Raw genomic sequence first — 20,780 nt, 5'->3', positions numbered from 1 at the left:
GTCCGGTGCCGCCGTGCCCACTCTCTGGACGCGGCGGCACCGGTCTGCGGTTCGGTTCAGACCTCGGCGTCGCCGCCGACCGCCGTCCCCGTTCCTTCGGTCGTCTCGGTGGACTCGGTGCCGGTGACCTCGTCCTCCGCCGTCTCCTCGTCCTCGGCCTCCGCGTTGCGGGCCATGCCCACCACCGCGTCGCGCTTTCCGAGGTTGATCAGTTGGACGCCCATGGTGTCACGTCCGGTTTCACGAACCTCGGAAACCCTCGTGCGGATCACCCCGCCCGACAGGGTGATCGCCATGATCTCGTCGGTGTCGTCCACCACCAGTGCGCCGACCAGCGAGCCCCGGCCCTCGACGATCTTCGCCGCCTTGGTGCCGTAGCCGCCGCGTCCCTGGACACGGTACTCGTCCACCCCGGTCCGCTTGGCGTAGCCGCCGTCCGTGGCGGTGAAGACGTACGTCCCGGGACGGACGACGTTCATCGAGAGCAGCTCGTCGTCCTCGCGGAAGGCCATGCCCTTGACGCCGGAGGTGGCGCGGCCGGTGGGCCGCAGGGCGTCGTCGGTCGCGGTGAAGCGGATCGACTGGGCCTTCTTGGAGACCAGCAGCAGGTCGTCCTCGGAGGAGACCAGCTCGGCGCCGATCAGCTCGTCGTCCCGGCCCTCCTCGTCCTGGCGCAGGTTGATCGCGATCAGGCCGCCGGAGCGCGGGGAGTCGTAGTCCTTGAGCGGGGACTTCTTCACCAGGCCGGCCCGGGTGGCGAGGACCAGGTACGGCTTGTCCTCGTAGGTGCGGACGGCCATCACCTGGGCGATGTGCTCCCCCGGCTGGAAGGCCAGCAGGTTGGCCACGTGCTGGCCGCGGGCGTCGCGGCCGGCGTCCGGCAGCTCGTAGCCCTTGGCGCGGTAGACCCGGCCCTTGTTGGTGAAGAACAGGATCCAGTTGTGGGTCGTCGTCACGAAGAAGTGGTCGACGATGTCGTCCTGCTTGAGCTGGGCACCGCGCACGCCCTTGCCGCCGCGCTTCTGCGAGCGGTAGAGGTCGGAGCGGGTCCGCTTGACGTAGCCGCCACGGGTGATCGTGACGACGATGTCCTCCTCGGCGATGAGGTCCTCGATGGAGAGGTCACCGTCCGAGGGGATCAGGGTCGAGCGGCGCTCGTCGCCGTACTTCTCGACGATCGCGGCGAGCTCCTCGGAGATGATCTCGCGCTGGCGGGTCGGCGAGGCCAGGATGGCGTTGTACTCGTCGATCTTGCGCTGCAGCTCGTCGTGCTCGTCGGTGATCCGCTGGCGCTCCAGGGCGGCCAGCCGGCGCAGCTGCATCTCCAGGATCGCGTTGGCCTGGAGCTCGTCGATGTCCAGCAGGCCCATCAGGCCGGTGCGGGCGGCGTCGGCGCTGGCCGAGGCCCGGATCAGCGCGATGACCTCGTCGATCAGGTCCAGGGCCTTGAGCAGCGCGCGCAGGATGTGGGCGCGCTCCTCGGCCTTGCGCAGCCGGAACCTGGTGCGCCGGACGATGACCTCGACCTGGTGGTTGACCCAGTGCCGGATGAAGGCGTCGAGCGACAGCGTGCGCGGCACGCCGTCGACCAGGGCCAGCATGTTGGCGCCGAAGTTGGTCTGCAGCTCGGTGTGCTTGTACAGGTTGTTGAGCACGACCTTGGCGACCGCGTCGCGCTTGAGCACGACCACCAGGCGCTGGCCGGTGCGGGAGGAGGACTCGTCCCGGACGTCGGCGATGCCGGCGATCTTGCCGTCCTTGACCAGGTCGGCGATCTTGAGCGCGAGGTTGTCCGGGTTGACCTGGTACGGCAGCTCGGTGATCACCAGGCACTGGCGGCCCTGGATCTCCTCGACCTCGACCACGGCCCGCATGGTGACCGAGCCCCGGCCGGTGCGGTAGTAGTCGTCGATCCCGCGGCGGCCGACGATCAGCGCGCCGGTGGGGAAGTCGGGGCCCTTGATCCGCTCGATCAGGGCCTCCAGCAGCTCCTCGGCGGAGGCCTCCGGGTTCTCCAGGTACCAGAGCGCGCCGGAGGCGACCTCGCGCAGGTTGTGCGGCGGGATGTTGGTGGCCATGCCGACCGCGATGCCGGTGGCACCGTTGACCAGCAGGTTGGGGATGCGCGCGGGCAGGACGGTCGGCTCCTGGGAGCGGCCGTCGTAGTTGGGCGCGAAGTCGACGGTCTCCTCGTCGATGTCGCGCATCATCTCCATGGCCAGCGGCATCATCTTGCACTCGGTGTAGCGCATGGCCGCCGCCGGGTCGTTGCCCGGGGAGCCGAAGTTGCCGTTGCCGTCCACCAGCGGCATCCGCATCGACCACGGCTGGGCCAGGCGGACCACGGTGTCGTAGATCGAGGTGTCACCGTGCGGGTGGTAGTTGCCCATCACGTCGCCGACGACGCGGGCGCACTTGTAGTAGCCCTTCTCGGGCCGGTACCCGCCGTCGTACATCGCGTAGAGCACGCGGCGGTGCACCGGCTTGAGGCCGTCGCGGACCTCGGGGAGCGCCCGGCTGACGATCACGCTCATCGCGTAGTCGAGGTACGAGCGCTGCATCTCGGTCTCGAGCTCGACCGGCTCGATCCGCATGGTCACCTGGGTGGTGGCCTCGGCGGCGGGGGACTCGGGGGTCTCGGGCTGGTCGCCTTCGGGACGGTTGTCGTCGACCACTGGTGGTCAGTTTCCTTTCACGCGGACTGGTACGTGCGGGGCCTGGTTCGCAGGCGTCACACGTCCAGGAAGCGGACGTCCTTGGCGTTGCGCTGGATGAAGGAGCGGCGGGCCTCGACGTCCTCGCCCATCAGCACGGAGAACAGCTCGTCGGCGCGGGCGGCGTCCTCCAGGGTGACCTGGAGCAGCAGGCGGTGCTCGGCGTCCATGGTGGTGACCCGGAGCTCCTCGGCGTTCATCTCGCCGAGACCCTTGAAGCGCTGGATCGCGTCGTCCTTGGGCAGCCGGCGCCCGGCCTCCACGCCGGCCGCGATCAGCGCGTCGCGCTCGCGGTCGGAGTAGGCGTACTCGAAGTCGTCCTTGCCCCACTTGATCTTGTACAGCGGCGGCATGGCGAGGTAGACGTACCCGGACTCGACCAGCGGCCGCATGAAGCGGAACAGCAGGGTGAGCAGCAGGGTGCGGATGTGCTGTCCGTCGACGTCGGCGTCGGCCATCAGGACGATCTTGTGGTACCGCAGCTTGGACTCGTCGTAGTCCTCCTGGATGCCGCAGCCGAAGGCCGAGATCAGCGCCTGGACCTCGGTGTTCTGCAGCACCTTGTCGATCCGGGCCTTCTCGACGTTCAGGATCTTGCCGCGGATCGGCAGGATGGCCTGGGTGCGCGGGTCGCGGCCCTGCTTGGCCGAGCCGCCGGCGGAGTCACCCTCGACGATGAAGATCTCGCACTCGGACGGGTCCTTGGACTGGCAGTCCGAGAGCTTGCCCGGCAGCGAGGCGGACTCCAGCAGGCCCTTGCGGCGGGTCAGGTCGCGGGCCTTGCGGGCGGCGACGCGCGCGGTGGCGGCCTGGATGGACTTGCGGATGATGTCCGAGGCCTCGTTGGGGTTGCGGTCCAGCCAGTCGTTGAGCTGCTCGTGGACGACCTTCTGGACGAAGGTCTTCGCCTCGGTGTTGCCGAGCTTGTCCTTGGTCTGGCCCTCGAACTGCGGCTCGCCGAGCTTGACCGAGATGATCGCGGTCAGGCCCTCGCGGATGTCCTCGCCGGAGAGGTTGTCGTCCTTCTCGCGGAGCAGCTTCTTGTCCCGCGCGTAGCGGTTGACCAGGCCGGTCAGCGCGGCGCGGAAGCCCTCCTCGTGGGTGCCGCCGCCGTGGGTGTGGATGGTGTTGGCGAAGCTGTAGACCCCCTCGGTGTAGGAGGAGTTCCACTGCATCGCGATCTCCACCGAGATCGCCTTGTCCTTGTCCTCCGCCTCGAAGTCGATCACCGAGGGGTGGATGACCTCGCCCTTGCGGGAGTTGAGGTGGGCGACGAAGTCGGCGATGCCGCCGTCGTACTTGTACGTGACGGTGAGCGGCTTGCCCTCCTCGTCCACGTGCTCGGGGCGCTCGTCGGTCAGCGAGATCGACAGGCCCTTGTTGAGGAAGGCCATCTCCTGGAAGCGCCGGGAGAGCGTCTCGAAGGAGTAGACGGTGGTCTCGAAGATGTCGGGGTCGGCCCAGAAGGTCACCGTGGTGCCGGTGCGGTCGGTCTCGGCGCCCTTGACCAGGGGGGCGGTCGGCGCGCCCATCTTGTAGTCCTGGGTCCAGATGTGGCCGTCCTTGTGGATCTCCACCGAGAGCCGGGTGGACAGCGCGTTCACCACCGAGACGCCGACGCCGTGCAGACCGCCGGAGACGGCGTAGCCGCCGCCGCCGAACTTGCCGCCCGCGTGCAGGACGGTGAGCACGACCTCGACGGCCGGCTTGTCCTGGCCGGGGACGATGTCCACCGGGATGCCGCGGCCGTTGTCGACGCAGCGGATGGCGCCGTCGGCCATGATCGTCACGTCGATGGTGTCGGCGTACCCCGCCATCGCCTCGTCGACGGAGTTGTCCACGACCTCCTGCACCAGGTGGTGCAGGCCGCGCTCACCGGTGGAACCGATATACATGCCGGGGCGCTTGCGGACGGCGTCGAGGCCTTCCAGCACCTGGATGTTGCTACCGGTGTAGGAAGCCTGGTCGGTCTGGTCTGGGGTCTGGCTGGGGTTGCCGGAATCGGCCACGAAGCGCCCTCTCTGGCACAGCGCGGGCCGCATTCCAGCCCCGTGCGGGCGGGCGTGCGACCACGGCGTTTCGACTCGGTTGCCACTAGCAACAGTGTTTGGCTCTCAGTCTACCGGTACGACTGACAGAGATGGGCGTTTGGCAGCCCTTGAAGGCAGATATGCCGCCCTGAATCCCCTCGGGACGTGTCCCGATACTCGACCCGGGGGCCGGAGGCCCCTGGAAGGGCCGTCAGGGGTTCCGGAAGATCGCGGTCCGATCCCGACCGGGGCCGATCGCCGCCGGCCGGGCTCAGCCCCAGGTGTCGCCCGGGCCCTTGCTGCCCGGCGCGCGCAGCCGGCCGTAGCCGCGGGCCGGCGCGGCCGGGCCGAGCACCTTGATGGTGCGGACCGTGCCGTGGCCCAGCTCGTGGTTCAGACGGGCCACCAACTGCCGTGCCAGCCAGCGCAGTTGGGTGGCCCACGCGGTGGAGTCGCACTGCACGGTGAGCACCGCGGCGGCCTCGTCGTAGGAGGAGGGGTGGCAGTGCGCGGCGATGTCCGGGCCGACGATCTGCGGCCAACGGCCCATCACCCCGCCGACCGCGGCCGAGGACTCCCAGCCGCGCTCGGTCAGCAGCCGGTTCAGCGCCGCCCCCAGCGGCACCGGGTCGCGGTCGTCCGAGCGGGCGCCGCTGCGCAGCCCGTGCCGCTTCGCCTCGCGCTTCTGCTGGACCTGCTCACCGCGCTGACGGGCCTGGGCCCGGGCCGCCCGCAGCGCGGAGCGGGCGAGGTCGGCGCCGGTGGGCTCGGCGGTGCCGGGGCCGGGGGAGGTCTCCGCCGAATCGCTCACGGCGATCTCCTTTCCCCAGCCTGTGGACAACCCGATGAGCCGTCCAGCCTACGGGAGCGCGCGCACGCCGGACGTCGGCACCCGCCGCGGTGCGGGTGCCGAAGGCAACGCATCGGTTCGGTAAGGGTCGGGCCGGTACGCGTGGGGGGCTCAGGCGTCGATCCGGCGCACGGCGCCGTCGGAGACCGCGAAGCGGGCGCCGACCAGCGCCTTCGGCACGTCCTCGGCCACCGCCGCGGTCACCAGCACCTGCTCGCCGTCGGCCACCAGCTCGGCCAGCCGGTCCCGGCGGGCGGCGTCCAGCTCGGCGAACACGTCGTCCAGCACCAGCACCGGTTCGCCGCCGTCGGCGCGCAACAGCTCGTACGAGGCCAGCCGCAGCGCCAGCGCGAACGACCAGGACTCGCCGTGGCTGGCGTAGCCCTTGGCCGGCAGCGGGCCCAGCTTGAGCACCAGCTCGTCGCGGTGCGGGCCGACCAGGGTGATCCCCCGCTCGACCTCCTGCTTGCGGACCGCCTGCAACGCCGCCAGCAGCTGTTCCTCGGCCTGCTCCCGGCTGCTCGGCAGCTCGCCCTCGAAGGAGCTGCGGTACTCCAGGACGGTCTCCCCGCCGCCCGGGGCCACCCGGCCGTACGCCGCCGTCACCAGCGGTTGCAGGGCGGCCACCAGCTGGATCCGGAAGGCCGTCAGCTCGGCCCCGGCCCGGGCCAGGTGGCCGTCCCAGACCTCCAGGGTGGACAGGTCGGCCCCCTTGCCGCCGCCGGCCCGGCGGGCCATCGCGGCGGTCTTGAGCAGGGCGTTGCGCTGCTTGAGCACCCGTTCGTAGTCCTGTCGGACCCCGGCAAGCCGGGGTGCCCGGGCGGTCAGCAGCTCGTCCAGGAAGCGCCGGCGCTCACCCGGATCGCCCTTGACCAGGCTGAGGTCCTCGGGGGCGAACAGCACGGTGCGCAGCAGGCCCAGCACGTCGCGCGGGCGGACGTTGTCGGAGCGGTTGATCCGGGCCCGGTTGGCCTTGCCCGCCGTGAGCTCCAGCTCGATCAGGGTGGAGCGGCCGCGGTCCACCACCGAGGTGCGGATGACCGCCCGCTCGGCGCCCAGCCGGATCAGCGGGGCGTCGGTGGCGACCCGGTGGCTGCCCAGGGTGGCGACGTAGCCGATCGCCTCGACCAGGTTGGTCTTGCCCTGGCCGTTGGGCCCGACGAAGGCCGTCACGCCCGGGTCGAGGGGAACCTCGGCCCGGGCGTACGACCGGAAGTCGGCGAGCGACAGGTGCGCGACGTGCATGGCTGTGGACTGCGCCCGCCTTCTGTGTCTGGGGCTACCCGGCCGGGGCTACCCGGGGAACGGCCCCCGGGGCCCCGGCCGGTTCTCGGTTACTTGGACTCGACCGCGTGGCCGCCGAACTGGTTGCGCAGCGCGGCGATCATCTTCATCTGCGGCGAGTCGTCCTGGCGGGAGGCGAAGCGGGCGAACAGCGAGGCGGTGATCGCCGGCAGCGGCACGGCGTGGTCGATCGCGGCCTCGACGGTCCAGCGGCCCTCGCCGGAGTCGGCGGCCCAGCCGCGCAGCTTGTCCAGGTGCTCGTCGTCGTCCAGGGCGCGGACGGCCAGGTCCAGCAGCCAGGAGCGGATGACGGTGCCCTCCTGCCAGCTGCGGAAGACCTCGCGCACGTCGGTGACCTCGGGGGCGGCCTCCAGCAGCTCCCAGCCCTCGGCGAAGGCCTGCATCATCGCGTACTCGATGCCGTTGTGGACCATCTTGGCGAAGTGGCCGGCGCCGACCGCGCCCGCGTGCACCGAGCCGAAGTCGCCCTCGGGCTTGAGCGCATCGAAGACCGGCTGGACCAGGGCGACGTGCTCGGCGTCGCCGCCGTACATCAGCGCGTAGCCGTTCTCCAGGCCCCAGACGCCGCCGGAGACGCCGCAGTCGACGAAGCCGATGCCCTTGGCCGCCAGCGCCTCGGCGTGCTTGATGTCGTCGGTCCAGCGGGAGTTGCCGCCGTCCACCACGACGTCGCCGGGGGAGAGCAGCTCGGCGAGCTCGTCCACGGTCGCCTGGGTCGCGGCACCGGCCGGGACCATCACCCAGACCACGCGCGGGCCCTGGAGCTTGGAGACGAGCTCCTGCAGGGTCTCGACGTCGGAGATCTCCGGGTTGCGGTCGTATCCGATGACGGTGTGGCCGGCGCGGCGGATCCGCTCGCGCATGTTGCCGCCCATCTTGCCGAGACCGATGAGGCCGAGCTCCATGACCAAATCCTTACTGTGGGGACGTGCTGGCGGCGGCGCCGTTGCCGCATCCCCGAGCCTACGCTTCCGGGGCATCCGGACTCCGCGTGGTCGGGCCGACCGGGTCGACGGGGTCGGGACGTCCACAGGCTGTGCACAACGGGTGTGCACAGCCTGTGGGTGACCGGACCGGCCGGGGTCGGCCGGAGCAGATCGCCGGCCGAGGCCTGCCGTCAGCCGGAGAGGCGGACCGGCATGATCAGGTACTGGTAGGCCTTGTCCTCCTCGGCGTCCACCGAGACCTTGCCGCTGAGCAGGGCCGGCTTGGTCGGGGTGGTGAAGCTGAGCTGGGCGAACGGGGAGTCGATGGCCTTGAGGCCCTCCTCCAGGTAGCCCGGGTTGAAGGCGATCGAGATGTCGTCGCCCTCCAGGTCGGCCTCGATCCGCTCGGTGGCCTGAGCGTCGTCGCCCGAGCCGGCCTCCAGGGTCAGCACGCCCTGCTCGAAGTTGAGCCGGACCGGGGTGTTGCGCTCGGCGACCAGCGAGACGCGCTTGAGCGCCTCCAGGAAGGGCTGGGTCTGGATCGCGGCGACCGCGCTGAACTCGGTCGGGAAGAGGCTGCGGAACTTGGGGAACTCGCCCTCCAGCAGCCGGGTGGTGGTGCGGCGGCCGGCGCCCTCGAAGCCGATCAGGCCCTCGCCCGCGCCGCCCGAGGAGAGCGCGATGGAGACGGTGTCGCCGCTGCCCAGGGACTTGGCGATGTCCTGGAGGGTCTTGGCGGGCACCAGGGCGACCGCGGAGATGTCCGACTGCTCGGGCTTCCACAGCAGGTCGCGGACGGCGAAGCGGTAGCGGTCGGTGGCGGCCAGGGTGATCCGGTCGCCCTCGATCTCGACCCGGACGCCGGTGAGCACCGGCAGGGTGTCGTCCCGGCCGGCCGCGACGGCGGCCTGGCTGACCGCGGAGGCGAAGACGTCCCCGGAGACGGTGCCGGTGGCGGTCGGCATCTGGGGCAGCGCCGGGTACTCGTCCACCGGGAGGGTGGGGAGGGTGAAGCGGGAGCTGCCGCAGACCACGCTGACCCGCTGGCCGTCGGTGGAGATCTCCACCGGCCTGTTGGGGAGGTTGCGCGAGATGTCGTTGAGCAGGCGACCGGAGACCAGGACGGTGCCGGCCTCCTCGACGTCCGCCTCCAGCTCGACCCGGGCCGAGACCTCGTAGTCGAAGCCGGACAGCGCCAGGCTGCCCTCCTGCGCGGTCAGCAGCAGGCCGGCCAGCACCGGCACCGGCGGCCGTGCCGGGAGGCTGCGGGCAGCCCAGGCCACCGCCTCCGCGAGGACGTCACGCTCCACCCGGAACTTCACCGGTAACCGCCTCCTGGATCGAGCGCTCCCGCTCGCACTCTGGTTCGTCTGATCTTGATCGTGGGTCCGCCTGTCCGCCGAGCTCTACCACTCCGCTTCCAGTCGCAGAGGACAGTCTGACGTACTCCGCCGACAGACGGGGCAGACGGGCGGAAGCGAGGCCGAACAGATGTCGGGGCGCGGTTGTCCACAGATTTCGGGACCACCCACTTTGAAAGCAGGTTCACGGTCTAACTGTGTAGCGGTAGTAGTAGGGCCTGTGGAAACCGTGGATAACCCTGTTTCCGCAGGTCAGCGCCCGGATTTTGTCCACAGTGGGTGTGGACGGCGGCTGTGGACGGGCAGGCCGCGCTGTGGACAGCCGAGCGTTACCCACAGGGCACGCTGCGTATCCACAGGTTATCCCCAGGACTGTCCCCAGATCCGGGACCGGTTATCCACGGGCCCCGGTCAACTTTACGTGACGCCTTTCACACCAGGGTATGAACGGCTGCCCAAGGTTGTCGAACTGTGGACCCCGCTGTGGACAACCTGGGGATAACCGCCCCCGCCCTGGGGACAACCGGTGGATAACCCGGACGGCCCACTGGTGGCCCGTCAATTGTCCACACCCTGTGGACAACGGTTGTGCACAAGTCCACAGGCACCTGACCTGCGCGGAAGAGCGTAGCGGCGCCGGGCCTGTGGACGAATTCTGGATAACTCCGGACTCCTCGGCCTGTGGACGGCGCGGAAGGGGCCCGGCCTGTGGACAACTGCCGTGCGCGCCCCCGGTTTTCGAATCACCGGGCAGTTGTTCGGCGCGGGCTGTGGACCGGTGGGACGTCCGTCGCGCGGATACCTGCCCGGCGGCGGCCCGGTGCACACCTGTGGATATGGCAAAAGGGCGTCAGGATCGCTCCTGACGCCCTTCCGGGGGTGCTCCGGTCCGCGCCCCAACTCGCGCGGGACGGCTAGCTCTTGATGCGGTTGGTCAGTTCGGTGACCTGGTTGTAGATCGAGCGCCGCTCGGCCATCAGCGAGCGGATCTTCCGGTCCGCGTGCATCACCGTGGTGTGGTCGCGGCCGCCGAACTGGGCGCCGATCTTCGGCAGCGAGAGGTCGGTGAGCTCCCGGCACAGGTACATGGCGATCTGCCGGGCCGTCACCAGCACCCGGCTGCGCGAGGAGCCGCAGAGGTCGTCCACGCCGAGGCCGAAGTAGGCGGCGGTCTGCTGCATGATGACCTGCGCGGTGATCTCCGGGCCGGCGTCCTCGTCCCCGCCGGGGATCAGGTCCTTGAGGACGATCCCCGCCAACTCCAGGTCCACCGGCGCCCGGTTGAGGTTGGCGAAGGCGGTCACCCGGATCAGCGCGCCCTCCAACTCCCGGATGTTGCGGGTGATCCGGGAGGCGATGAACTCCAACACGTCGGCGGGGGCGTTGAGTTGTTCCTGGATCGCCTTCTTGCGCAGGATCGCGATCCGGGTCTCCAGCTCCGGCGGGGTGACGTCGGTGATCAGGCCCCACTCGAAGCGGTTGCGCAGCCGGTCCTCCAGCGTGGTCAGCAGCTTGGGCGGCCGGTCCGAGGACAGCACGATCTGCTTGTTCGCGTTGTGGAGGGTGTTGAAGGTGTGGAAGAACTCCTCCTGGGTGGACTCCTTGCTCGCCAGGAACTGGATGTCGTCCACCAGCAGGATGTCCATGTCCCGGTAGCGGCGGCGGAAGGTGTCCGCCTTGCCGTCCCGGATCGAGTTGATGAACTCGTTGGTGAACTCCTCCGAGGACACGTACCGCACCCGGGTGCCCGGGAAGAGGCTGCGCGAGTAGTGCCCGATGGCGTGCAGCAGGTGGGTCTTGCCCAGCCCGGACTCGCCGTAGATGAAGAGCGGGTTGTACGCCTTGGCCGGGGCCTCGGCGACGGCCACCGCCGCCGCGTGGGCGAAGCGGTTGCTGGCGCCGATGACGAAGGTGTCGAACAGGTACTTGGGGTTCAGCCGGGCGGCCGGCTCGTCCTTGCGGGAGCCGCCGGCCGGGGGAGCGCCGGGCGGGGCGGGCACCCCGGGGACGGCGGGGCGCTCGGTCGGCGGCTCCGCGGCCGACTTCTCGGCCGGGCGTCCGCCGGAGGGCCGGGAGCCGTGTCCGCGGCGCCCGGCGCCGGTGCGGGGCTGCTCGCCGGGGCCGGGGCCGTACGCGCCGCCGAAGAGGTCGCCCTGGGTCGTGGCGGGCGGGCTGGGGAGGTGCCGCGGCGCCGGGCGGGGCGAGGGCTCCTCGGGCTCGTGGTACGGCGCCTGCGGCTCCTGGTAGCCGGGCCAGGGCTGGGCGGGCTGGCCGCCGCCGTAGGGCGCGGGGCGCTGCTCGTAGCCGCCGGTGTCGTAGCGGGGGCGCTCGTAGTCCTGCTCGTACGGCTGCTGGTAGCCCTGGTCGCCGTAGCCGGAGTCCTCCTCGGCCGGGCCCGGGTAGGGCTCGACGGGGGCCTGGGGGGCCGGCGCGGGGGTGGTGGGCACCGCGTTGGCGTCGACCATCACGGCGATCCGGACGGGTCGGCTGAGCTCGCGGCTGAGCGCGTCGGTCAGCTGGGGCAGCAGCCGACCCTCCAGCACCTGCTTGGCCCGCTCGTTCGGGGTCGCCAGCAGGGCGGTGTCGTGCATCATCCACATGGGCTGGGTGCGCTGCACCCACTGCTTGTCCATCTCCCCGACGTCGGGGTCGTTGACCAGCCGCTCGACGACCCTCGCCCAGACCGGGACGAGGTCGCTGTTGCCATCAGCCACTGGTGCACGCTTTCGAAGAACAAACCAGACAAGTCCTGCAACGGTAGTCAGCGAACAGAGACGGATCAAGTCGTTGTCCACAGGCTGTGGGTAAACGGCGTCCCGAAGCAGCTGGTTTGACCCTCGGCGCCCGTCCCGCGTACCGTAACCAGGTCGAGTTGTCGATGGCCGCTGCCGCATGTCCGCGGGTCCACCCGCTCCATAAGGCGCGCAGCACGGGCGCCGTGGATTGCCTCAGACCCCAGCCGAACTGGGGCGATGGGCCGGATTTCCGAATTCCAGGGAGATCACGCGGACGCACGGTGACGGCCAAGCGACACCCCGTCATCCTACGATTCACCTCAGGAGCCCCCGAGTGAGCAAGCGCACCTTCCAGCCGAACAACCGTCGTCGCGCGAAGACCCACGGCTTCCGGCTGCGGATGCGTACCCGCGCCGGCCGCGCCATCCTGGCTGCCCGCCGTGGCAAGGGCCGCGCCAGCCTGTCCGCCTGATCCGCACCAGAGTCTGTTGTGCTGCCCTCCGAGAATCGGCTGCGGCGGCGCCAGGACTTCGCGACCGCGGTGAAACGCGGTCGTCGGGCCGGCCGGCCCCTTCTGGTCGTCCATCTCAGCAGAGACGGTGACCCGCAGGGGCAGACCGACCGGACCAGCGACTTCCGCCCGCACGTCGCCGAGGGGACTCCTTCGGCGCGTGCGGGTTTCGTCGTGAGCAAGGCCGTTGGCCCGGCGGTCGTCCGCAACCTGGTGAAGCGCCGGTTGCGCCATCTCGTTCGTGATCGTCTGTCCAGGCTGCCCGCCGGTAGCCTGATAGTGGTGCGTGCGCTGCCCCAGGCCGCGACCGCCTCGTACCAGGAGCTGGAACGCGACCTGGACGCGGCGCTCAAGCGGTTGCTGAGGGCCGAGCCCGCCGCCACGGCGCCGACGGGAGCAGGGCGATGAAGTACCTGCTGATGGGTCTGATCAGGGTGTACCAGTGGACGATCAGCCCACTGCTCGGTCCGGTCTGCCGTTACTACCCCTCGTGCTCGCACTACGGCTACGAAGCCGTGAAGGTGCACGGGGCGGTCAAGGGCGGCGGACTGACCGTGTGGCGCATCCTCCGTTGCAACCCCTGGTCACCTGGCGGGGTGGACCACGTACCGCCCCGCAAGCACCCGGTGTGGCACCGCCGGCTGCGTGATCTGCTGAGCCCCAAGAGCGGGACCGCCGAGCCGGAGCCGGTGGCGAAGCCCGATGCCCAAGGAGTCTGACCGGTGACCTTCGGTTTTCTGAGTCCCCTCTACACAGCGGTGTCCTGGATCATCGTCCAGTTCCACTCGCTGTACAGCAACGTCTTCGACCCGGACGGTGGCTGGGCCTGGGGTCTGGCCATCGCGTCGATGGTGGTCGTCATCCGGATCTGCCTGATCCCGCTCTTCGTGAAGCAGATCAAGGCGACCCGGGCCATGCAGGCGATCCAGCCGAAGATGAAGGCCATCCAGGAGCGCTACAAGAACGACCGGCAGCGCCAGTCCGAAGAGATGATGAAGCTGTACAAGGATGCGGGTACCAACCCGTTCTCCAGCTGCCTTCCCATCATCGTCCAGGCGCCCTTCTTCACCGCCCTCTACGGCGTGCTGTCCAACGTCGCCAAGGGCCACGACATCGGCGTGATCCACGGCGGCCTGCTGGTGAGCGCCGGCAAGGCGCACATCTTCGGCGCCCCGCTGTCCGCGACCTTCCTCGGCAGCCCGGAGACCAGCGTCAAGATCGTCACCGCGGTGATGATCGTCATGATGTCGCTGTCGCAGTTCGTCACCCAGCGCCAGCTGATGACCAAGAACGTCGACCTCACGGTCAAGACGCCGTTCATGCAGCAGCAGAAGATGCTGATGTACGTCTTCCCGGTCATGTTCGCCGTGATGGGCATCAACTTCCCGGTCGGTGTCCTGGTCTACTGGCTGACCACCAACGTCTGGTCGATGGGCCAGCAGCTGGTCGTCATCCACAACAACCCGACCCCGGGCAGCAAGGCCTTCGAGGAGCGCCAGGCGCGGCTCAAGAAGGCCGGCCGACTGCGTTCGGACGGTACGGAGATCAAGGGCGCGCTCTGGGGCATGCTGCCCCCGTCCAAGACGGCCATCGCCGAGGCGGCCTCCGCCGCCGCCGTGGTGGAGGAGTCGGTCCGGGCGAGCCGCCAGCAGCCCCGCCGCCAGAGCAAGGCCCAGCGCCAGCAGGCCGGTGCCGGCCAGGCGACCGAGGCGAGCGAGGCCACCCAGGTCGAGCAGGCCGCCGAGGACGCCGTCCCGGCGGACTCCGGCGCCAAGACGACGGCTGCCAAGCAGACCGCGGCCAAGCCCGGCGGCACCAAGCAGGGCACCCGGCAGCAGCCCAAGCGCGGCGGCCAGCGGCCGAAGAAGAAGTCCTGACCCGGCTTCTGCGAAGAGCTTCGTTCCCCGCCCGCCAGCCGGGCCCCATCTCCGAAGGAGTCCATCAGTGACGGAAGGCACCACCTCCGCCGTCGAGGCCGAGGACGTCGCCAGCACCGACGAGAGCGTCATCATCACCCGCCTGGAGCAGGAGGGCGACATCGCGGCGGACTACCTGGAGGGTCTGCTCGACATCGCGGACCTCGACGGTGACATCGACATGGACGTCGAGGGTGACCGCGCCCTGGTGTCCATCGTCAGCGACGGCAACGACCGCGCGCTGCAGCGCCTGGTCGGCCAGGACGGCGAGGTGCTGGAAGCCCTGCAGGAGCTGACCCGGCTGGCCGTCCACCGGGAGACCGGCGAGCGCAGCCGTCTGATGCTGGACATCGCCGGCTTCCGGGCCCGCAAGCGCGAGGAGCTGGCCGCCCTCGGCGCCAAGGCCGCCGAGCAGGCGAAGAGCAGCGGCGAGCAGGTCAAGCTGCGGCCGATGACGCCCTTCGAGCGCAAGGTCGTCCACGACGCGGTCGCGGCCGCCGGTCTGCGCAGCGAGTCGGAGGGCGAGGAGCCCCAGCGGTGCGTGGTCGTGCTGCCGGCCTGAGGCCGTCGGGACGATGACCGGTCGCCTCGGTGACCGGTGAGTCTTGTCGAACGCGACCCCGTCCGCCTCGTGCGGGCGGGGTCGTTGTTCCTTCTGGGATGTTTCACGTGAAACAGTGCGTTGAGCGGGTCGGTGGATCCGGAGATCGGAGAGGTCGAGATGGACACGGAGAACGCGGCCACCGGCCGTCCGGGGGCGGACGTGAACCCTGACGCGGAGGAGCGGGCCGAGCTGCCCGAGCTGGACGTGTTGGCCGAGGCGCCGGCCGCTGCCCGGGAGGTCTTCGGCGACCGCTTCGACGCCGCCGTCCGCTACACCGAGCTGCTGGCCACGGCGGGCGTCCGGCGCGGGCTGATCGGGCCCCGCGAGGTGCCCCGGCTGTGGGACCGGCACGTCCTGAACTGCGCGGTGCTGGCCGAGCTGCTGCCCACCGGCTCCACCCTGTGCGACGTCGGCTCCGGCGCCGGCCTGCCCGGCATCCCGGTGGCGCTGGCCCGCCCGGACGTCTCGGTGACCCTGCTGGAGCCGCTGCTGCGCCGGACCACCTTCCTGGAGGAGGTCGTCCGGGAGCTGGGGCTGGAGAACGTCACGGTGCTGCGCGGCCGCGCCGAGGAGATGATCGGCAAGCTCGCGGTGGACGTGGTGACCGCCCGGGCCGTGGCACCGCTGGACCGGCTGGCCGGCTGGGGCATGCCGCTGCTGCGCCCGCACGGGCAGATGCTGGCGCTCAAGGGCGACAGCGCCGAGCAGGAGCTGGCCGACTCGCGCGCCGGGCTGGCCAAGCTGGGCGCCGTCGAGTGGACCGTCATCTCGGTCGGCGAGGGCACCCTGGAGACCTCCACCCGGGTGGTGCAGGTCAAGGCGGGGGAGAGCCCCGGCGGGGTGAAGGCCGCGACCAAGCGGGCCAAGGCGGCCCGGGCCGGGCGCAACGCCGGTGCCAAGACCGGTGACCGCGCCCGGGGCGGGCGCCGCCGCGGCACCCGCTGAGGTCCTCGGTTCGGAACGACGGGCGGACGGCTCCCCTCGGAAGGGGGGAACCGTCCGCCCGTCGTCGTTCAGGTGACGGGTGGGCCTCCGGTGGAACACCGGAGTGTCGCAACGTCAGATTTCCGGCATAGCGGGCATGGTGTTTCACGTGAAACGTCGCTCTCTGCTCTCCGACGGTCTCGATTTCCGGCTCCGCCTCGGGCTCAGCCGCTTTCGGGCCGCGACTGTTGCCGCTCCGGTTTCACGTGAAACACTGAGCCCCATGCAGGACTCGGAGACCATCGACCAGATCGATGACACGCCCATCGCACGGGCTGCCCAGGCTGCGGTTCAGGCGATCGGCCGGGCGGGGGAGGGGCTGCCGCGGCCCGCCGCCACCCGGGTGATCGTGGTCGCCAACCAGAAGGGCGGGGTGGGCAAGACCACCACCACCGTGAACATGGCCGCCTCGCTGGCCATGCACGGACTGCGCGTCCTGGTGGTCGACCTCGACCCCCAGGGCAACGCCTCCACCGCCCTCGGCATCGACCACCACGCCGAGGTGCCGTCCATCTACGACGTCCTGGTCGAGGGCAAGCCCCTGGCCGACGTGGTCCAGCCGGTCGTGGACGTCGAGGGGCTCTTCTGCGTCCCCGCCACCATCGACCTGGCCGGCGCCGAGATCGAGCTGGTCTCGCTGGTGGCCCGGGAGAGCCGGCTGCAGCGCGCCATCGCCGCCTACGAGCAGCCGCTGGACTACATCCTGATCGACTGTCCGCCCTCGCTGGGCCTGCTGACCGTCAACGCCCTGGTGGCCGGTCAGGAGGTGCTGATCCCGATCCAGTGCGAGTACTACGCGCTGGAGGGCCTCGGCCAGCTGCTGCGCAACGTCGAGCTGGTGCGCGCCCACCTCAACCCCACGCTGCACGTCTCGACCATCCTGCTCACCATGTACGACGCCCGGACCAGGCTGGCCGCCCAGGTGGCCGAGGAGGTCCGGACCCACTTCCAGGCCGAGGTGCTGAGCACGGCGATCCCGCGCTCGGTCCGCATCTCGGAGGCGCCCAGCTACGGGCAGACGGTGCTGACCTACGACCCGGGCTCCACCGGGGCGCTCTCGTACCTGGAGGCCGCCCGCGAGCTCGCGCTGCGCGCGGTGGGCCAGGGCGGCGGCTCGTCGGTCGGTCAGCAGCGGGACGGCAGCGGTACGGGGCACGGCGCCCCGATGGCACAGCACGGTACGACGGAGGGTCATCAGTGAGTGGTCGCAGGGGTCTGGGACGAGGGCTCGGGGCGCTGATCGGCCCCGCAGTACCGGCCGACGGCGGGGCGGCGCAGCCCGCCGCCGCCACGTCCGCGCCGACCTCGGTGGTGGCGACCGGCACGACGTCACCGGCCTCGGTGCCGGTGCTGCCGGGCGGCCGCGCCACGGTGGCGGCCCGCGCGGCCGTCGGGCGGCAGGCGGAGCAGCCGGTGCCGGCGCCGGTGCCCGGTGCCTCCTTCGCCGAGCTTCCGCTGGACGCGATCACCCCCAACCCGCGCCAGCCGCGCGAGGTGTTCGACGAGGACAAGCTGGCCGAGCTGGTGGCCTCCATCAAGGAGGTCGGCCTGCTCCAGCCGATCGTGGTGCGCCAGGTCGCGGCCGAGCGCTACGAGCTGATCATGGGCGAGCGCCGCTGGCGCGCCTCCCGCGAGGCGGGGCTGGAGCGGATCCCGGCGATCGTCCGGGCCACCGAGGACGACAAGCTGCTGCTGGACGCCCTCCTGGAGAACCTCCACCGGGCCGAGCTGAACCCGCTGGAGGAGGCGGCCGCCTACGACCAGCTGATGCGGGACTTCTCCTGCACCCACGAGGAGCTGGCCGACCGGATCGGCCGCTCGCGTCCGCACGTCTCCAACACCCTGCGGCTGCTGAGGCTCCCGGCGTCCGTCCAGCGTCGGCTGGCGGCCGGCACGCTGACGGCCGGGCACGCCCGGGCGCTGCTGCCGCTGACGGATCCCGAGGCGCAGGAGAAGCTGGCCGCGCGGATCATCGCCGAGGGCCTCACGGTGCGCAACGTCGAGGAGCTCGTCGTCCTGCTGCGCTCGGAGGAGCCGAAGGGGGAGAAGCGCCCGGCGCCGAAGGCGGGGAGGATCATCTCCCCGGCGTTCAACGACCTGGCGAGCCGGCTGTCGGACCGCTTCGACACCCGGGTCAAGGTCGAGGTGTCGCAGCGCGGCGGGAAGCTGGGCAAGGGCAAGGTGGTGCTGGAGTTCGGTTCGGTCGAGGACCTGAACCGGATCCTGGACAGCATGGCCCCGGGCGAGGACGGTCTGCGGCTGTCGCAGGGCTGAGCCGGTCGGCCGGACCTAGGGCGTGTCTGACAATTCCCGCCGGGCGCGCGACGCTCCCCCAGCCTTCGGCCGGGAGGTACCCCCAGGGCACAAGCGCACCTCGCCGCGTTGTCGTCAGTCGCCGATGGCCCCCAGCCTTCGGCCGGGAGGTGCCCCCACCGCATGGACTCCCTCCTCCGCCTTGCGATGCACGCACCCCAACGCCGCGCGCTGATCCGACGCGAATTGTCAGACACGCCCTAGGGGCGACGACCCGATGGGTGCATGTGCCACGTGAGCGCTGTTTCACGTGAAACATGCACCCATCGGCGTTGGTGGGGGCATGCTCGACCGTGAAAGGGAGGAGGAGGTGCGGGCCATGGGACGCCGGATCGCTCCGCTGACGCTGGACAACCTCGCGGACCTGCCGACGGGCTGCCGTTCCTGCGTGTTCTGGGAGCTGGACCCGGTCAGCGCGAAGGAGGCGGTGGAGTCGGGGAAGCCGGAGCTGGAGAAGGAGGGGTGGATCTCCGCGGTGCTGCTGGAGTGGGGGTCCTGCGGTCGGATCGTCTACGTGGACGACCGGCCGGCCGGCTTCGTGCTCTACGCGCCGCCCGCGTACGTCCCCCGCTCGCAGTCCTTCCCGACCAGCCCGGTCGCGCCGGACGCCGTTCAGCTGATGGTCAGCCGGGTGCTGCCGGGCTACCAGCGCCAGGGGCTGGGCCGGGTGCTGGTGCAGACCGTCGCCAAGGACCTGCTGGGGCGCGGGGTGCGGGCGATCGAGGCCTTCGGCTGGGCGGGCCGGGTGCCCACCAGCTGCGTGCTGCCGGCCGACCACCTGCTCGCGGTCGGCTTCAAGACCGTACGGCCGCACCCGCGCTACCCGAGGCTGCGGCTGGAGGCGCGCACCACGCTCTCCTGGCGCGGCGACGTGGAGGGGGCGCTGGAGCGGCTGCTCGGCGGTGCGCGGAAGGAGCCGGCCCTGCGGCCGTTCTGAGCGGTACGACGACGGCGGCGGGGCTCCCCTCGAAGGGGGAGCCCCGCCGCCGTCGGGTCCGGGTTGACCGGAGATGCCCGGGAGGCCTGGAAGAGGCCTAGAACAGGCCGTCCAGCTCGCGCAGCAGCGCGGCCTTCGGACGGGCACCGGTGATCTGCTTCACCGGCTGGCCGCCCTTGAAGAGGATCAGGGTCGGGATCGAGATCACGTTGTACTCGGCGGCGGTCACCTGGTTGGCGTCCACGTCGAGCTTGGCGACGGTCAGCTTGTCGCCGTGCTCGGCCGCGATCTCCTCCAGGAGCGGGGCGACCTGGCGGCACGGGCCGCACCAGGTGGCCCAGAAGTCGACCAGGACGGGCTTGTCGCTGTCCAGGACGTCGGTCTTGAAGGTCGTGTCGGTGACGGTGGTGGTGGCGCCGGCCACGGGGACTCCTCGGGTTAGGACGGAGGGGGCTGCTGCCAGGTGAACAACGGGCGGGCCCGTTCTGTTTCTGCCTGGCCGGGGCGGGGGTGTTTCACGTGGAACACCCCCGCGGGGTTCGGTCGGTGGCGGGGAGGTCAGACCGCGACGGCGGTCTTGTTCTCGGCGTCGTCCAGGGCGGCCAGGTAGCGCTCGGCGTCCAGTGCGGCGGAGCAGCCGGTGCCGGCGGCGGTGATGGCCTGGCGGTAGGTGTGGTCGACGACGTCGCCGGCGCCGAACACGCCCTCGATGTTGGTCCGGGTCGAGGGGGCGTCGACCTTGAGGTAGCCCTCGGCGTCGAGGTCGAGCTGGCCCTTGAACAGCTCGGTGCGCGGGTCGTGGCCGATCGCGATGAACAGGCCGGTGACGGGCAGCTCGCGGGTCTCACCGGTGCTGGTGTCGCGCAGGGTGACGCCGGTCAGCTTGGGGTCGCCGTGGATGGCGTCGACGGCGCTGTCCCACTCGAAGCGGATCTTCGGGTCGGCGAAGGCGCGCTCCTGCATCGCCTTGGAGGCACGCAGGCTGTCCCGGCGGTGGATGATCGTGACGCTCCTGGCGAAGCGGGAGAGGAAGGTGGCCTCCTCCAGGGCGGTGTCACCGCCGCCGACCACCGCGATGTCCTGGTCGCGGAAGAAGAAGCCGTCGCAGGTCGCGCACCAGGAGACGCCGCGGCCGGAGAGCTTGTCCTCGTTGGGCAGGCCGAGCTTGCGGTGCTGGGAGCCGGTGGTGACGATCACGGCGCGGGCCTTGTGCACGTTGCCCTCGGAGTCGGTGACGGTCTTGACCTCACCGGTGAGGTCCACCGCGACGATGTCGTCGGGGATCAGCTCGGCGCCGAAGCGCTCCGCCTGCGCCCGCATGTTGTCCATCAGCTCGGGGCCCATGATGCCGTCCCGGAAGCCGGGGAAGTTCTCGACCTCGGTGGTGTTCATGAGCGCACCACCGGCGGTGACGGCTCCCTCGAAGACCAGCGGCTTGAGGGAGGCACGGGCCGTGTAGAGCGCGGCCGTGTACCCGGCCGGGCCGGAACCGATGATGATCACGTTACGGACGTCGCTCACTGCTTCTCCTGGTTCGCATCGCGACCCGCGTTTGCTGCGGGGAGGGCGGTCCTGCTCCGCCGCCCGGGACAAC

At 70.8% G+C, this 20,780-nt stretch carries 18 protein-coding genes; 9 read left to right on the top strand and 9 right to left on the bottom strand.

All coding sequences use genetic code 11. The annotated features are described in order from the left end of the window. Positions 1-56: 56 nt before the first annotated feature. From gyrA to dnaA, 7 genes are all read right to left on the bottom strand, one after another. Complete coding sequence (gyrA, locus tag ACIQWA_RS23005; RefSeq protein ID WP_402485248.1) at positions 57-2,594, bottom strand: DNA gyrase subunit A; 2,538 nt, start codon at positions 2,592-2,594, stop codon at positions 57-59. 137 nt (positions 2,595-2,731) lie between these two features. Further along, positions 2,732-4,756, bottom strand: a complete 2,025-nt coding sequence (gene gyrB, locus ACIQWA_RS23000; protein WP_402485201.1) for a DNA topoisomerase (ATP-hydrolyzing) subunit B — start codon at positions 4,754-4,756, stop codon at positions 2,732-2,734. Between the two features lie 259 nt (positions 4,757-5,015). Continuing rightward, complete coding sequence (locus ACIQWA_RS22995; RefSeq protein WP_402485200.1) at positions 5,016-5,555, bottom strand: DUF721 domain-containing protein; 540 nt, start codon at positions 5,553-5,555, stop codon at positions 5,016-5,018. 150 nt (positions 5,556-5,705) lie between these two features. Then, entirely contained in the window at positions 5,706-6,839 is a 1,134-nt protein-coding gene (gene recF / locus ACIQWA_RS22990; RefSeq protein WP_402485198.1) for a DNA replication/repair protein RecF, read from the bottom strand. An 89-nt stretch (positions 6,840-6,928) separates the two neighbouring features. Beyond that, positions 6,929-7,804 (bottom strand): phosphogluconate dehydrogenase (NAD(+)-dependent, decarboxylating), encoded by an 876-nt coding sequence (gene gnd / locus ACIQWA_RS22985; RefSeq protein ID WP_360242834.1) that lies wholly within the window; start codon positions 7,802-7,804, stop codon positions 6,929-6,931. A gap of 212 nt (positions 7,805-8,016) precedes the next feature. After that, positions 8,017-9,147 carry a DNA polymerase III subunit beta gene (gene dnaN / locus ACIQWA_RS22980; protein ID WP_360242831.1) on the bottom strand — a complete coding sequence of 377 codons (1,131 nt, stop codon included), beginning with the start codon at positions 9,145-9,147 and terminating at the stop codon, positions 8,017-8,019. 953 nt (positions 9,148-10,100) lie between these two features. Then, positions 10,101-11,900, bottom strand: coding sequence for a chromosomal replication initiator protein DnaA (gene dnaA / locus ACIQWA_RS22975; RefSeq protein ID WP_360242828.1), 1,800 nt, complete (start codon positions 11,898-11,900; stop codon positions 10,101-10,103). Positions 11,901-12,255: 355 nt separating this feature from the next. Here dnaA and rpmH point away from each other — a divergent pair, with 355 nt between their 5' ends. The 9 genes from rpmH (at position 12,256) to ACIQWA_RS22930 (ending at position 19,186) form a co-directional block, all read left to right on the top strand. Further along, positions 12,256-12,393 carry a 50S ribosomal protein L34 gene (gene rpmH, locus ACIQWA_RS22970; RefSeq protein ID WP_030059672.1) on the top strand — a complete coding sequence of 46 codons (138 nt, stop codon included), beginning with the start codon at positions 12,256-12,258 and terminating at the stop codon, positions 12,391-12,393. 18 nt (positions 12,394-12,411) lie between these two features. Then, positions 12,412-12,840, top strand: a complete 429-nt coding sequence (gene rnpA / locus ACIQWA_RS22965; RefSeq protein WP_402485193.1) for a ribonuclease P protein component — start codon at positions 12,412-12,414, stop codon at positions 12,838-12,840. After that, entirely contained in the window at positions 12,837-13,151 is a 315-nt protein-coding gene (gene yidD / locus ACIQWA_RS22960; RefSeq protein WP_316522234.1) for a membrane protein insertion efficiency factor YidD, read from the top strand. The genes rnpA and yidD overlap by 4 nt, the downstream gene beginning before the upstream one ends. Before the next feature lie 3 nt (positions 13,152-13,154). Further along, complete coding sequence (yidC, locus tag ACIQWA_RS22955; protein WP_402485191.1) at positions 13,155-14,309, top strand: membrane protein insertase YidC; 1,155 nt, start codon at positions 13,155-13,157, stop codon at positions 14,307-14,309. Positions 14,310-14,376: 67 nt separating this feature from the next. Continuing rightward, positions 14,377-14,910: a protein jag gene (locus ACIQWA_RS22950; RefSeq protein WP_402485188.1), complete on the top strand. Its 534-nt coding sequence runs from the start codon at positions 14,377-14,379 to the stop codon at positions 14,908-14,910. A gap of 159 nt (positions 14,911-15,069) precedes the next feature. Then, the gene (gene rsmG, locus ACIQWA_RS22945) at positions 15,070-15,897 is read left to right on the top strand and encodes a 16S rRNA (guanine(527)-N(7))-methyltransferase RsmG (protein ID WP_360242817.1); all 828 of its coding nucleotides are present in this window, start codon (positions 15,070-15,072) and stop codon (positions 15,895-15,897) included. 262 nt (positions 15,898-16,159) lie between these two features. Next, the gene (locus ACIQWA_RS22940) at positions 16,160-17,137 is read left to right on the top strand and encodes a ParA family protein (RefSeq protein ID WP_360242813.1); all 978 of its coding nucleotides are present in this window, start codon (positions 16,160-16,162) and stop codon (positions 17,135-17,137) included. After that, positions 17,134-18,210 (top strand): ParB/RepB/Spo0J family partition protein, encoded by a 1,077-nt coding sequence (locus tag ACIQWA_RS22935; protein ID WP_402485183.1) that lies wholly within the window; start codon positions 17,134-17,136, stop codon positions 18,208-18,210. Before ACIQWA_RS22940 ends, ACIQWA_RS22935 begins: the two co-directional genes overlap by 4 nt. A 358-nt stretch (positions 18,211-18,568) precedes the next feature. After that, positions 18,569-19,186 (top strand): GNAT family N-acetyltransferase, encoded by a 618-nt coding sequence (locus ACIQWA_RS22930; protein WP_360242915.1) that lies wholly within the window; start codon positions 18,569-18,571, stop codon positions 19,184-19,186. Between the two features lie 97 nt (positions 19,187-19,283). Here ACIQWA_RS22930 and trxA read toward each other — a convergent pair whose 3' ends face one another. Together trxA and trxB are read right to left on the bottom strand one after the other, a co-directional pair. Beyond that, entirely contained in the window at positions 19,284-19,610 is a 327-nt protein-coding gene (gene trxA, locus ACIQWA_RS22925; RefSeq protein WP_402485180.1) for a thioredoxin, read from the bottom strand. A 134-nt stretch (positions 19,611-19,744) separates the two neighbouring features. Then, positions 19,745-20,707 (bottom strand): thioredoxin-disulfide reductase, encoded by a 963-nt coding sequence (trxB, locus tag ACIQWA_RS22920; RefSeq protein ID WP_402485178.1) that lies wholly within the window; start codon positions 20,705-20,707, stop codon positions 19,745-19,747. Positions 20,708-20,780 lie beyond the last annotated feature (73 nt).

Source organism: Kitasatospora sp. NPDC098652 (assembly GCF_044760155.1).
Lineage (GTDB): Bacteria > Actinomycetota > Actinomycetes > Streptomycetales > Streptomycetaceae > Kitasatospora.
Note: the sequence above shows the minus strand (reverse complement) of the source record. Positions and strands in the feature narration are given on the sequence as shown.

What these genes read in the sequence shown, in the direction of transcription:
- gnd (WP_360242834.1), bottom strand. Translation starts at nt 7,804, where the DNA reads ATGGAGCTCGGCCTCATCGGTCTCGGCAAGATGGGCGGCAACATGCGC.
- gyrB (WP_402485201.1), bottom strand. Translation starts at nt 4,756, where the DNA reads ATGCGGCCCGCGCTGTGCCAGAGAGGGCGCTTCGTGGCCGATTCCGGC.
- ACIQWA_RS22930 (WP_360242915.1), top strand. Translation starts at nt 18,569, where the DNA reads ATGGGACGCCGGATCGCTCCGCTGACGCTGGACAACCTCGCGGACCTG.
- yidD (WP_316522234.1), top strand. Translation starts at nt 12,837, where the DNA reads ATGAAGTACCTGCTGATGGGTCTGATCAGGGTGTACCAGTGGACGATC.
- ACIQWA_RS22940 (WP_360242813.1), top strand. Translation starts at nt 16,160, where the DNA reads ATGCAGGACTCGGAGACCATCGACCAGATCGATGACACGCCCATCGCA.
- recF (WP_402485198.1), bottom strand. Translation starts at nt 6,839, where the DNA reads ATGCACGTCGCGCACCTGTCGCTCGCCGACTTCCGGTCGTACGCCCGG.
- rsmG (WP_360242817.1), top strand. Translation starts at nt 15,070, where the DNA reads ATGGACACGGAGAACGCGGCCACCGGCCGTCCGGGGGCGGACGTGAAC.
- gyrA (WP_402485248.1), bottom strand. Translation starts at nt 2,594, where the DNA reads ATGCGGATCGAGCCGGTCGAGCTCGAGACCGAGATGCAGCGCTCGTAC.